At 59.9% G+C, this 13252-nt stretch carries 13 protein-coding genes; 8 read left to right on the forward strand and 5 right to left on the reverse strand.

Annotated elements, in window-relative coordinates:
* The first annotated feature begins 291 nt into the window (after nucleotides 1–291).
* The 7 genes from cysG (at nucleotide 292) to ACVDG9_RS03425 (ending at nucleotide 8087) form a co-directional block, all read left to right on the forward strand.
* A complete protein-coding gene (cysG, locus tag ACVDG9_RS03395) occupies nucleotides 292–1755 on the forward strand; it encodes a siroheme synthase CysG (RefSeq protein ID WP_447237297.1) in 1464 nt (487 codons plus the stop codon).
* Between the two features lie 21 nt (nucleotides 1756–1776).
* Nucleotides 1777–2076 (forward strand): DUF2849 domain-containing protein, encoded by a 300-nt coding sequence (locus ACVDG9_RS03400; protein ID WP_023002204.1) that lies wholly within the window; start codon nucleotides 1777–1779, stop codon nucleotides 2074–2076.
* 62 nt (nucleotides 2077–2138) lie between these two features.
* A complete protein-coding gene (locus ACVDG9_RS03405) occupies nucleotides 2139–3797 on the forward strand; it encodes a nitrite/sulfite reductase (RefSeq protein WP_023002203.1) in 1659 nt (552 codons plus the stop codon).
* A complete protein-coding gene (locus ACVDG9_RS03410; RefSeq protein WP_023002202.1) occupies nucleotides 3784–4545 on the forward strand; it encodes a phosphoadenylyl-sulfate reductase in 762 nt (253 codons plus the stop codon). Before ACVDG9_RS03405 ends, ACVDG9_RS03410 begins: the two co-directional genes overlap by 14 nt.
* Before the next feature lie 34 nt (nucleotides 4546–4579).
* Nucleotides 4580–5113, forward strand: a complete 534-nt coding sequence (locus tag ACVDG9_RS03415; protein WP_447237298.1) for a DUF934 domain-containing protein — start codon at nucleotides 4580–4582, stop codon at nucleotides 5111–5113.
* A 473-nt stretch (nucleotides 5114–5586) separates the two neighbouring features.
* Nucleotides 5587–6360, forward strand: coding sequence for an enoyl-ACP reductase FabI (locus ACVDG9_RS03420; protein WP_023002200.1), 774 nt, complete (start codon nucleotides 5587–5589; stop codon nucleotides 6358–6360).
* Nucleotides 6361–6659: 299 nt separating this feature from the next.
* A complete protein-coding gene (locus ACVDG9_RS03425) occupies nucleotides 6660–8087 on the forward strand; it encodes a GGDEF domain-containing protein (protein WP_447237299.1) in 1428 nt (475 codons plus the stop codon).
* 20 nt (nucleotides 8088–8107) lie between these two features.
* On the opposite strand, the gene ACVDG9_RS03430 is transcribed toward ACVDG9_RS03425, so the two are convergent.
* Entirely contained in the window at nucleotides 8108–8734 is a 627-nt protein-coding gene (locus ACVDG9_RS03430) for a TetR/AcrR family transcriptional regulator (protein WP_023002198.1), read from the reverse strand.
* A 94-nt stretch (nucleotides 8735–8828) separates the two neighbouring features.
* Between ACVDG9_RS03430 and ACVDG9_RS03435 the strand changes: the two genes are divergently transcribed.
* Nucleotides 8829–9623, forward strand: a complete 795-nt coding sequence (locus ACVDG9_RS03435) for a MipA/OmpV family protein (protein ID WP_447237300.1) — start codon at nucleotides 8829–8831, stop codon at nucleotides 9621–9623.
* A 213-nt stretch (nucleotides 9624–9836) separates the two neighbouring features.
* Here ACVDG9_RS03435 and ACVDG9_RS03440 read toward each other — a convergent pair whose 3' ends face one another.
* The 4 genes from ACVDG9_RS03440 to mbfA all read right to left on the reverse strand — a co-directional run bounded on the left by ACVDG9_RS03440 (nucleotide 9837) and on the right by mbfA (nucleotide 13117).
* Complete coding sequence (locus tag ACVDG9_RS03440; RefSeq protein WP_031269808.1) at nucleotides 9837–10220, reverse strand: VOC family protein; 384 nt, start codon at nucleotides 10218–10220, stop codon at nucleotides 9837–9839.
* 140 nt (nucleotides 10221–10360) lie between these two features.
* A complete protein-coding gene (locus ACVDG9_RS03445; protein ID WP_447237301.1) occupies nucleotides 10361–11605 on the reverse strand; it encodes an RNA polymerase sigma factor in 1245 nt (414 codons plus the stop codon).
* A complete protein-coding gene (locus ACVDG9_RS03450) occupies nucleotides 11574–11966 on the reverse strand; it encodes a YciI family protein (RefSeq protein ID WP_023002194.1) in 393 nt (130 codons plus the stop codon). The genes ACVDG9_RS03445 and ACVDG9_RS03450 overlap by 32 nt, the downstream gene beginning before the upstream one ends.
* 167 nt (nucleotides 11967–12133) lie before the next feature.
* Nucleotides 12134–13117, reverse strand: a complete 984-nt coding sequence (mbfA, locus tag ACVDG9_RS03455) for an iron exporter MbfA (protein WP_075283584.1) — start codon at nucleotides 13115–13117, stop codon at nucleotides 12134–12136.
* Between the last annotated feature and the right edge of the window lie 135 nt (nucleotides 13118–13252).

Raw genomic sequence — 13252 nt, forward strand, 5'->3', positions numbered from 1 at the left:
AGAATGACGCACGCTTGCCCGGAAGGTTGAATGCCGTCGCAAACGACGGCTGAACGGGGTGTTCACCGACCGTTGTAACAGGAGAAAAACTCTTTCAATCGGACCAGGCCCGTTGGAAATTTTTCCTCGCAAAAATCACTCTGACCGGCCGCCGGGAATTGAAATTGGCCAAATCAGAGGATTGCAAAAAACTATTCCGCTTCTGTTTCCAGCTTTGAAATCCGGTGCCCGGCGCAGGCATGGGCTGCCGATTACATTAGACCCATCAAACTGGGACTGGAGACCCTGACGATGACTAGCCGTGGTGGCGACACTCTGAAAACACTGAAAAAGCCGGAAGACCGGCTCGACGTGTTTCCGGCCTTCATGAAGGTTGCCGGCCGGCGTGTGCTCGTTGTCGGGCACGGCGGTGAAGCTGCTGCAAAGGTTCGTCTCCTGGGGGAAACCAACGCCCGGATCGTCGTCGTTTCCAAAATTGTCGAACCGGATCTGCAGGAGGCTATTGACCTCTTCGAGACCGAGCATCTTGCCGAGGATTTCCAGCCTGGTCATCTGAAGGACGCCGCTCTGGTCTTTTCCGCGCGCGAAGACTGGGATCTCGACAAGGCTGTTGTCGATGCAGCACGGGTTCAGGGCGTTCCGGTCAATGCGGTCGACAAGCCGGAACTGTGCGACTTCTACACCGGAGCCCTGGTCAATCGCGCACCGATCGCCGTTGCGATAACCTCGACCGGTGTCGGTCCTGTCCTGTCGCGCCACATCCGCGCGCGCATTGAAGCCATGCTGCCGCGTTCGACCGGCGAGCTGGCGCGTCTTGCCGAAAGTTTCCGCGATGCCGCAACCAAGGTGATCCGCGACGGGGGGCTGCGCCGCAGTTTCTGGGCGCGCTTCTTCTCCGGTTCGGTCGCAACCAATCTCTATGCAGGCAAGGCTGATGTCGCCCGTTCCGAGGCACAGCGGTTGTTGAATTCGATGGCGGACGAGCCCGGTTTTGTCTGGCTTGTCGGTGCCGGGCCGGGCGCGGAAGACCTGTTGACCCTGCGCGCGCAGCGCCTGCTGCAGGAAGCCGACGTCATCGTTCACGATGCGCTGGTGCCGGCAAATGTCGTTGCCATGGGCCGCCGCGATGCGGAGCGCATTTCCGTGGGCAAGCGCAAGGGCGCTCATTCCGTGCCGCAGTCCGAAATTTCCGAGCTCCTGGTCGAGCTTGGCCGCAAGGGCTTGAAAGTCGTGCGTCTGAAAGCTGGAGATCCGATGATCTTTGGCCGTGCGGCGGAAGAAATGGAAGCGCTTCGCGAAGGTGGTATCGGCTTTGAAATTGTTCCAGGCGTCACGGCAGCCTTCGCCGCGGCAGCGTCAGCCCAGATCCCGCTCACGTTGCGCGGTGTCGCCTCCAACCTGGTTTTCGCTACCGGCCACAATGCCAAGTCCGAAACCCTGCCGGATTGGGCTGGGCTGGCACTCAAGGGCGCGACGGTGGCCGTCTACATGGGCCGGACCGTGGCAGCTGCCGTTGCCGAGAAGATGATCGGCGCGGGCCTGAAACCTGAAACACCGGTTGCCGTGATCGAGAATGCGGCACACCCGGACGAACGCCAATTTGCCGGAACCCTGTCCGAACTCGCGGTGCTGTCGAACCGCGCGGAGATCGACGGACCGGTTCTGATCGTGATCGGCGAGGCCGTGGGCCATGCCGCAATGGACAAGGCCGAACCCCTGGCGCCGCAGCTCGCCGCCCGGGTTGTAGCCGCCTGAACTTGAAGAGAGTGGACGCACATGAAAGTCATCACCGCCAACCGCCTTTTGAACGGCGATGTTGTCTGGCTCGCGGAAAACGGTTCCTGGGTCGAGCGCATTACGCTGGCTAAGGTTTATGACGGCAAGGAAGCGGTCGCGGCAGCCCTGGCCGAAGGTCTTGAGGCCGAGAAGAACCAGAAAGTCGTTGGTGTCTACGAGATGGACGTGACCGTGGAAGAGGGCGTCATCGTACCGGTGCGCCTGCGCGAAAAGATCCGGGCAACCGGCCCGACCACCCACCCGGAACTGGGCAAGCAGGCCCAGGCGGTTTCCGCCTGAAACAACAATGAAGGGCAGGGCAGCGCCTTCCATGGCAGCGCCCGCTGAGGAGAGATTGAGACATGTACCGTTACGACGAATTTGACGCGAGCTTCGTGAACCAGCGTACCGAGCAGTTCAAGGACCAGGTCCGCCGCCGTCTGGCTGGCGAACTTTCCGAGGACGAGTTCAAGCCGCTGCGCCTGATGAACGGTCTCTATCTGCAGCTCCATGCCTACATGCTGCGCGTTGCCATTCCCTATGGCACGCTCAACGGCCGGCAGATGCGCAAGCTTGCCCATATCGCCCGCACGTACGACCAGAGCTACGGCCACTTCACCACGCGCCAGAACATCCAGTTCAACTGGCCGAAACTGGAAGATACGCCGAAGATCCTGGAAGAGCTGGCAGAAGTCGAGATGCATGCCATCCAGACGTCGGGCAACTGCATTCGAAACGTGACCGCGGATCACTTCGCCGGTGCTGCCGCCGACGAGATCGCTGACCCGCGCCCCTATGCGGAAATCCTGCGCCAGTGGTCATCGCTGCATCCGGAATTCTCGTTCCTGCCGCGCAAGTTCAAGATCGCCATCACAGGCGCCCCGAACGACCGTGCTGCCGTCCAGGTTCACGATATCGGTTTGCAGCTCGCACGCAACGATGCCGGTGAGATCGGGTTCGTGGTCTTCGTCGGTGGCGGACTTGGCCGTACGCCGATGATCGGCCGCAAGGTGCGCGACTTCCTTCCCGAGGAAGATCTGCTTGCCTACTCGGAAGCGATCCTGCGCGTCTATAACCGCTACGGCCGCCGCGACAACAAGTACAAGGCCCGCATCAAGATCCTGGTTCATGAAACCGGGCTGGACGAACTGAAGGCGGATATCGAGGCCGAATTCGAAAAGATCCGCTTCGGGGTCCTGCGCCTGCCGGATGAGGAGGTGCGCCGCATCGAGGCCTATTTCGCTCCGCCTCCGCTGGAAGTGGGCAATGCGACCTCGGCTGCCGTTGAAACACGCAAGGCGGCGGATGCAGCCTTTGCCCAGTTCACGGCGCATAACCTCAACCCGCACCGGGTGCCTGGCTATACCTCCGTCACATTGTCCATGAAGCCGATCGGCGGCATCCCGGGTGATGCGTCGGATGAGCAGATGGACGTGATCGCGAACCTTGCCGAGAAATACGGTCATGACGAGATCCGCATCAGCCACGAGCAGAACGTGATCCTGCCGCATGTGAAGCTGGACGACCTGCCGGCGCTGTTCGACGAGTTGGTGGCCGCGCGTATCGCGGAAGGCAATGCCGGTCTGATCACCGATATCATCGCCTGCCCGGGCATGGACTATTGCGCCCTGGCAACCGCCCGCTCCATTCCGGTGGCGCAGCGGATCTCCGAACGCTTCGGTGCTGCGGAACGGCAGGCCGAGATCGGTGAGCTGAAGATCAAGATCTCCGGCTGCATCAACGCCTGTGGTCACCACCATGTCGGCCACATCGGCATTCTCGGCCTGGAGAAGAAGGGCGAGGAATTCTATCAGGTGACGCTTGGCGGCTCCGCCAACGAAAACGCGTCCATTGGTGAAATCGTCGGCCGCGGCTTCTCGTCTGAAGAAGTGGTCGATGCCATCGAGAAGCTGGTCGATACCTATCTCGGCCTGCGGAACGGCAAAGAAGAGACCTTCCTGGAAGCCTATCGCCGGGTTGGGGAGGATCCCTTCAAGGAGGCCCTTTATGGCGCTGCATGAGACATTCAGCCTAGGTGTTGACCCGGAGCTGGGCTTGCAGGCGGAAGTCGCCGCACTCAACGCCCAGTTCGAGGATGCAACCGCGGACGACGTCCTGAGGGCGGCCATCCGCCACCAGTTCGCCGGTGGCATTGCCATGGTCTCCAGCTTCGGGGCCGATTCCGCAGTGCTCCTGCATATGGTTGCCCAGATCGACCCGTCGACGCCGGTCGTTTTCGTGGACACGGTCAAACTGTTTCCGGCCACGCTGCTCTATCGTGATGAGCTGATCGAGAAGCTCGGCCTGACCGATGTCCGCACCCAGAAGCCGAACAAGGACGATCTCTCCAGGGAAGATCCCGCGGGCATGCTCTGGATGAGCGATACCGACGCCTGCTGTCATATCCGCAAGGTGGTGCCGCTGGCCGAGGCCTTGAACGGTTTCGAAGCCTGGATTTCCGGCCGCAAGCGGTTCCAGAGCGCAAGTCGCTCCAGCCTGGAGTTCTTCGAAATCGACGAAGGCCGGGTGAAGGTCAATCCGCTGGCGGACTGGACGGCTGCCGAAATTCTGGATTATGCCAAGACCCATGATCTGCCGCCGCATCCGCTTGTGGCGCAAGGCTACCCCTCCATCGGCTGCCTGCCCTGCACCAGCAAGGTTGCCCCCGGCGAGGACCCCCGGGCTGGACGTTGGCGTGGCCAGGACAAGACGGAATGCGGCATTCACTGGCCGACCCATGGCAAGGAAGTTGACGGCAGCGGTATCTGACCGCTGTCGATAGAGGATTTTGAGGACGCAAAGAATGGCAACGATTTTCAAGGACGGCGATTTCGTCGAGGAAAGCTGGGCGCGGACAGATGCCGAAACCGGCATTGCTGTCGAAGGCGATGCGCTTGTACCGATGACCGTGTTTCTCATCGACCCGGATGCATATCTGGCACGTGAGGGCAAAACCGCGGTCATCGTCGAGGCTGGTGACGATGTCGAGCTGATCGAAAATTATCTCGACCGACTGGCACTGGTTGCCGTCGACTTTCCGAGCTTTTCCGATGGCCGCGGCTTTTCCGCAGCCCGCATCCTGCGTGAGCAGATCGGCTACAAGGGTGATATCCGCGCGCTCGGGAAATACATTCTCGACCAGGTGCCGCTGGCACGCCGCTGCGGTGTGTCGACGTTCGAGATCTCCAAGCCGGAAGTGCTGAAAGCCCTGAAAGCCGGTGAATGGCCCGAAGTGACCAAATATCTGCAGCCGGTCGGCACGGTCGATGAAATCCCGGAAGGAACACGCCCGTGGGCGCGCCGCTCCCACCGGGACCTGGCGGTCGCCGCGGAGTAAGCGGAACCGGCCTGCCCGTCTTGCGCCAATGGTCATAGGACGGGCGGCACACAATTCGAATGAGCGTTTCAGGGGACCTCGCAAGGCGGGGTCCCCATTTGTTTGCGAGCGGCGATCCTTGCAAGAGGCCGTCGGCATCGCCGAAGACTACAGGCGCTCGCCCAAGGTCATTTGCTGTCGAAGGAAAAGGTGAAACCGAACCACGGCAAGCGTTTTGCCCCTCCAGTTTGTGTCAGCAACCGGAATGCAGTTCGTCAGTGGATTGAAACATCCGGTTACAGGCTGTGAATCGCATTGTCACAAGACTGACTTATTATACGTCATATGGTCTGGCGGCAAAGTGATTTGCCGGCGAACCGGCACTGGCGCACGAGGCAATGTGGCGTCGAAACGGGGATACCGGGGCATTGCCAATTGTTTCCCGAAATCCAATACCGCAGGCCGGTTCCGGTCCTCAGCAGGAATGTCGCTCAATGGCCGTCACTCGCACCCTCGAAACGCTCTTCGATCTGAGGAAGCCCGCAGTAAAGACCAACAAGGTGCTTGTGGTCGGGGTCAGTTCAAAGCGATCGCTCGGCCTGGCAATCGGCGAACACATGTATCAGAACGGTTGGGAAACCGTGCTGACGTCGCGCCGGCCGGAAAAGCTGTCTGCCAAAACGCCACATCACGACATCCGCTTCCTGGACTATCCGCAGTCCATCGACGCGATTGACGATCTGACCGACCTGACCGGCATGGTGTTCTGCCTGGCCAAGACCGACATCGGCGAAGCCGGACAGAACGGTCTGCTGGGGACGAGCGAAGAGAACTTTCTGAAGACGATCAGCACCAGCTGTTATGCCTTCATCGCCCTGGTGCGGGAGGTGCAACGTCGCAACCCGAACCTCAGATCCGTTGTTGCCCTGACCTTCCTGGGCGGTGAGCGCGTGGTGCCCGGCTACGAGGTCCTGGGTGTCGCAAAGGCTGCACTGGAACACTCCGTGCGGGCGCTTGCGGCGGAACTTGGCCATGAGAATGTCCGTGTGAACGGTGTTTCCGCCGGCGCGGTCCCGACCACGTCATCGCGCGTCCTGCCCGACTTCCGCAAGGTTCATGAAGTTCTCTCGCGGCAGTCGTTCCTGCGCCGCGGTGTCACTGCAGAGGAAGTTGCCGGAGCTGCTGCCTATTTGCTCAGTGATCTTTCCGGCGGAATGACGGGTGAGATCCTGCAAGTCAACGGCGGTCTGCGGCACACGGTTCTCTAAGCCGGTGGCTGGTTCGGCGTCGTGGTCTTTTCGTGATGCCGCACGTCGTTCAGCCTAATCCAAGTCAACGCTCCACGTGAACTTAATGCAAAACATCCGTGCTCCGGAAGTTAATGCATACTTTGTGCTTGTGTTTTTATTGGTTCGTTAGATAAACACCCTCACCATGCCTCAGAGGGATCAACGGATTCGGTTGCCGAAACCTTCCGAAACCAGGGGCGCACTTCGGGAAATTGCGGAACGTCCGACGGCGAATGCCTGAATTATCTTAATTCGAGCTGTCGCAGATGGAGAGAACAGTGGTCGCAAATTTATACGGAAAGGGTGGTGTCCTGGACCGGGTCGCAAGGCCTGAAATGCGCGTACCGTTCTTGCTGGGTCTGGTGGTGTTCCTGGCTTGCATCTTCGGCATTCTTACCCGGCCAACCGGGTTCCTGGCAGCAGTCTGGCCGGCCAACGCAATCCTCCTCGGACTGCTGGTCCGTGTGCCAAAGTCGGCTTGTTGGCAGAGCTGGGTTGCTGCTGCCGTAGGCTATCTGGCAGCGGATCTTCTGACAGGAGCGACGCTCGAAAAGGCCGTGCTGCTGAATGCGGCCAACATGGTTGGGGTGGCTGCCGGGTATCAGGTCTATAAGTACTTGCCTGCTTCCTCCGTTCGGCTGCAACAACCCTTGGCCCTTCTCCATCTCGCGGTGGCTTCGGCTATCGCCGCTTCCCTGGCAGGGGTTGTCGGGGGCATCGCAAATCCGATCCTCTTCGGCGGGGGTGTCATTCCCGGCTGGATATTCTGGTCGACGACCGAGCTGGTGAACTACATCTCCTTTCTGCCGGTTATCCTGTCAGCACCGAAGCTGGAAGGAACGTTGCCGGACTTTTCCGGTCTGCTGGCCCGGTTGAGGCAGGAAAAACGCGCACCGCTGATCCTGCTGCTGATCTCCTGTATTGCTGGAGCAGTCGTCGGAGGGCCTGGCGCCATTGCGTTTCCGGTTCCGGCGCTCCTTTGGTGTGGTGTCGTCTATCCGGTCTTTCCGACAGCGATACTGACGCTGTGCATTGGCGTGTGGGGTCTCGTCATCCTGTCAAACGGGCTTGGCGACAGCAGCTCCCTGCAACTCGACGTGATGACGCTCATTTCCATCCGGCTCGGCATTTCCCTTGTTGCTCTGGCGCCTATCATGTTGTCCTGCGTCACTCAGAGCCGGAATGCATTGCTGGTCCGTCTGCAATATCTTGCCACGCACGACCAACTGACCGACGTGCTCAACCGCAACGCCTTCCGCGAGGAGGTCTCCCGCAGTCTCTCCCTTGGCATGAACGGCTTTGCCCTGCTGATGGTCGACCTCGATCATTTCAAGTCGGTCAACGACACCTACGGACACGCCGCCGGTGATACCGTACTGGTCAGCTTCGTGCGGCGTGTGCAAGGCACGTTGCGGCCAGGCAGTCTTCTGGGTCGTATGGGCGGCGAGGAATTCGCCATCATGATTCCGAACAGCCAGATCATGGACGCAGTCGCGGAAGCCGAGAAAATTCGGCAAAGCGTCTGCAGTGAGCCGGTTGCCGCAGGAGACGGAAAACTGGTTCGCGTGACGGCAAGCCTTGGCGTCGTCGCTGTCGAACACGACAATGCAGCCTGTCTTGATACCCTGTTGGCCGAAGCAGACCGGCTTTGCTACCAGGCGAAGGAACGCGGCCGGAACCGCGTGGAGCACTGCGGAGCGGCATAGGGTTTTCGGACAGGCGGCCGTCAGACTTCCTTATTTCTGGTCAGGTAAAGCAATTGCGGGAAGATTTCTTCCAGCGCCGGGTCACGTCCGGTTTCCGCATTGGCCGTATAGAACTGCCGATTTGCCTTGAGATTGGCATACCCGTGAATGAACGCCCACAGCATGGTTTCAACGGAAGTCCGGTGAACGGGGTTCTCGCAATTCTCCGGTGAAAGTCCTTCGGAGACCTCCCTTAGAACCGCATAGGCTTCGCGGCTGGCCGGCTGAAGCTCCGGATAGATATCGATCTGTCGTTCCATGGAGAACATCAGCCGGAACAGATGCGGGTTCTCTTCAACGAAGGCGATGTAACCGCGGGCGCTTGCGAGTATCTGTTCACGGGCGTCGTTGGACGCATCCGCCATATGCCGGCGCATCGTGCCCGCAAACTGCCGGAAGCCTTCCGTCGCGATGGCTGCCTGCAGGACGGCAAGATTGGCAAAGTGGTTCTTCGGCGCTCCATGGGAAACGCCGGCACGGGCGGCGCACGCCCGCAGCGACAGGGCCTCAAGTCCATCTTCGCGCAGAATGTCCAGCCCTGCCTGGATCAGGGCCTCTTTCAGATTGCCGTGGTGATATTTCAGGTCGCTCAGGCCTGTTTCCTCCATAAATAGACACTGTCAACATTTTCGTTGACGGCTGAAAATTCCGCATATAGACAGTGACAACATTGCTGGGGTCGCAATGCAGAAGGGTTGTCTTATGTCGTCTAAGTGTTATGTGCGGGCTAGCGTCCTTGCAAGTCTCGCGCTTGTCGCATGTCCTGCCATGGGGGAGGAACAGAAGGACTGGAGCGTACTGGTTGGCGCTGGTCCCTTCTTCGGTCCGGAATATCTGGGCTCCAAGCACTACGGTTTCGTTCCCGGCATCATCGCGTCTGTGCAAAAGGGGCCGTACTTCGTCAAGTTCAACGGATTGACGGCGACCGCCAACGTGCTGCCTTTCGACAGCTTTTACGCCGGGCCGCTTATTGGCTACGGCACGGGCCGCAAGGATGTGTCCGACAATGTTGTCGACAAGCTTCCCGATGTTGACGAGGAGCTCTGGGTTGGTGCCACGGCAGGAGGTGGCTACGCCGGTTTGCTGCTTGATCGCGATTCACTTGGTGCCAGTGTCGAGATTGCCCATGACGTTATCGGCGATAGCGGCACAACGGCTACATTCAGCCTGGGTTACGAAATCAACGCGACCCAGCGTCTGGCTTTCGGCCTTGATGTCTCCACGACCTTTGTCGACGGAACCTATGCTGACGCCTACTATTCCGTGACCGCAAAAGGCGCGGCCGCAAGCGGTCTCAAGGAATACAAGGCCGACGCAGGCTTCAGGGACGTGAGCGTGGATGTTTCGTCAAGATTTGCCGTAACCGAAAACTGGGGCGTCGGTGGCCTCGTCGGCGGGTCGGTGCTTCTCGGCGGCATGGCCGATAGCCCGATCGTTGAAGACCGGGGAGAGGCGCTCAACGGCCATGGCGGTCTGTTTCTCTGGTACAAGTTCTGATTTGCGGTCTGCACGGAAAGCTGCTCTGACGCGGTCAAACTGTGCCGGAACCTTTCCCGGTAAAACCACGAAGCGCACCAACGCCAGAACGGTCATCGGTTGCATCAGTGGCTCCGTCAGCCAGAATTTTTGAAAGGTTATCGCGGGGCGCATTCCACCAGGCGTGCCCCGGCACAAGGCCGGGGCTGCTGAAGGTTCAAGCGGCAGGCGCAATCACGCGTCTGTCGGCTCTTCGTATGTGATCATCGCGATCACGCCTCCGAGCGGGTCGACAATCGTTGCCATGCGGCCGACGTTTGGAATGCTCATTGGTTCCATTGCAATCGTCGCGCCAAGCGCACGGGCCTTTTCGACACGCGCATCGACACTGTCGACTGTCACATAAGGCAGCCAACGGGGACTTTCAGTTTCCATGGATGGGAAGCCGCCGATCATGTTTTCATTGTTCATGATCATGGTGTAGGGGCCTACGCCCACATCCACGGTTTTTGTGCCCCAGCCGAGCAGGTCGGAATAGAAGGCCTGCGCCTTGGCACCGTCAGCGCAATGAAGTTCCATCCAGCTGAACGCGCCATGTGTTTGCGACGGAGTGCTCATGTCTTTCATCCTCTGTGTTGAAAACAATTGCCTGGCAGTGCCAGGTGATCAGAGGACGGCGGGCGGCAGGCAGACCCGACAGGGGGACCAAAAATATTTTGGTCTGGCAGGATCTGAACAAGACGAGGCTCGAAACAGGCCTATGGTCTGCCAGAAACCTTCATTTTCCGGCGGATATGGTCGCGATCGACATCGGTTCCCGCAAATTCCAGCGCTTTGCGGTAAGCGGCCTGAGCCTCTTCAGCCAGGCCCAGTTCTTCCAGAAAGGTAGCGCGGACAACGTGAAAGTTCGGGTAGCGCTCCAGAGAGCCAGCCAGTTGCTCCAGGCGGCACAAGCCGGCCTGTGCTCCGTTCAGCTTTGCCTGGACCACGGCGCGGTTGAGCGCCACAACCGGTGAAGGCCGGATATGTTCCAGGGCACGGTAGAGCCGGTCGATCTCTACCCAGTCGGTGGTTGCGTAGGTCGCAGCCTGGGTGTGGGTCGAGGCAATGGCTGCCTCGATCTGAAAGGGGCCGGGCCGCCCCTTGCGCAAGGCGGCCTCAAGCAGAATGTTGCCTTCGGCGATCAGTTTCCGATCCCAAAGCGAACGGTCCTGGTCTTCCAGCGTTACGGCAGCGCCGCTCCGGCTCAGCCGGGCCTTGCGGCGGGAATGCTGGATCAGGCAAAGGGCCAGCAAGCCGCGCAGTTCCGGTTCTTCGGGAAACAGCCGCACGATCAGGCGGGCCAGGCGGATCGCTTCCTCACACAGGGGCTCGCGGATCAGTTCTTCACCCTGTGAAGCCGCATAGCCTTCGTTGAAGATCAGATAGATGGCATTGGCTACGGCGGAAAGTCGCTCGGCACGGGCGGTTCTGTCCGGCTCCTCATAGCTCAGTTTGGCCGCCTGCAGCCGTTTCTTCGCACGCGTGATGCGCTGTTCCATGGTCTTGGCCTGTACCAGAAATGCACGGGCAATCTCCTCCACACCAAGACCAGCGACAATTTTCAGGGAAAGGGCAATCTGCTGGTCCCGGCGCAGCACCGGGTGGCAGCAGGTAAACAGAAGACGCAGGATGTCGTCCCGGTAGACGGCATGATCCAGCGATTGGGTCAGCTCGTCTTCCGGGTGTGGGCCTTCGGGAAGAGGCTCGAGATCATCCGGTGCGGTGAGGGTTTCCTTTTTGCGTTTCCGCAGCGTATCGATGCCGGCATTGCGTCCGGCTATGATCAGCCAGGCAACCGGATCCGCCGGCATCCGGTCGGGCGACCATGCCTTGAGCGCCTTCAACGAGGCGTCCTGAAACGCATCCTCGGCAAGGTCAATGTCGCCGAAGACGCGGTTGAGCGCTGCCAGGACGCGCGGGCGGGCAGCCCTAAGATGCGCTGATGACCAGGCGCTCGGCATTCTTGAAATCGGCTCCCTCGAAGAATTCCACCGGGCGAATTTCTATGCGGCCATGATCCAACGGCAGGATCTTCACCGCCTCGATGGCGTCCTCCAGTGTCGGGCAGTCGATCACGTAGAAGCCCATGAACTGCTCTTTCGTTTCGGCAAAAGGCCCGTCGGTGACAATAAAGTCGTCCTTGTCCTTGTTGATCGTGACCGACGTTCCCGTCGACATCAACTTGGTTGCAACGGCGAAGGAGTTGTTTGTCTTGGTGTGTTCGTGAAAGGCGCCGTGTTTCTGATAAACGGTGGCAAGCTCTTCCGGTGGCAGAGCGTCAATGAAATCTTCGCTGGCGTAAATCAAAACGGAAAAAAGCATGTGGGTCCCTCCGGTTGCTTGGATTGATACCCAAGGAACGTGCAGGCGCGAGCTTATCCGACAGCCGACCGAAAAAAAGTGAAAACTTGCCTGCGATCAGGGCATGGCCTGGCCGAAAGGGAGTGTTGCCGGCCGTTAAGCCGGGCAACTCCGATCCGTGTGATCTGCTAGGCGTTGCCGATGAGAACGCCTGCGGCAAAGACCAGCGAACCACCGAGGACAACCTGGAAGGCCGCTCGCAGAAACGGTGTTTCCATGTAGCGGTTCTGGATCCATGCGATCGCCCACAATTCGATGAAAACGATGAATGCGGCGACAGTTGTCGCTGTCCAGAATTCGGGAATGAGATAGGGCAGGGCGTGACCAAGGCCGCCGAGGGCGGTCATGATGCCCGAGGCGAGGCCGCGCTTCAGTGGTGATCCGCGTCCCGAGAGCACGCCGTCGTCATGGGCCGCTTCCGTAAAGCCCATGGATATGCCCGCCCCGACGGAGGCCGACAGGCCGACCAGGAAGGTCTGCCAGGTATCCTGCGTCGCGAAGGCGGCAGCAAAGATCGGGGCCAGCGTTGATACCGAGCCGTCCATCAAACCCGCGAGGCCCGGCTGGACGTAGGTCAGGATGAATTGCCGGCGTTCGGTCTGGCGCTCCTGTTCCTGCACGTCGTCGGGCGTGTGTTTGGCTCCAAGGCGCTGGGCGAGACTCTCGTGGCCTTTCTCTGCAACCGCAAGATCGCCCAGTAGCTTGCGGGTTCCTGCATCCGAGGTGCGCTTGGCAGCTTCGGTGTAGAAGCGATAGGCCTGCGCCTCCATTTCCTCGGCCATGGCACGGACCTTCTCCAGTCCGAGGGGGCGCACCAGCCAGTCGGGCTTGCGGTCGTAATAGCCGCGCACATGTTCCCGGCGTATGAGAGGGATCGTTTCGCCGAATCGCGCCCGGTGCTGTTCGATCAGTCTCCGCCTGTGCTGGTTTTCCTCTGCGGCCATGTCGTCGAAGACCTTGGCCGATTGCGGATACTGGTCACGCAGACCATCGGCATAAGCCTTGTAGATGCGGGCATCGTCCTCCTCGGAGGAAATCGCAAGCGCCAGGATTTCCTGTTCGGAAAGGGATGAGAAATCCCGCTTTCCCAGTCTGAAAACACGTCCGAACATCAATGCCTCTCACCCAGGATTACCATTTTGCAGGTGGACCGCCTTCAGGCAGGCAGCACGCCGGCCCCGAGCCGGTTCGATCACCGATCAGGTTATATTCGGATGTTAGCAAATTAAGAGAAGCCGAACCGATGC

The organism is Roseibium sp. RP-7 (assembly GCF_053005225.1).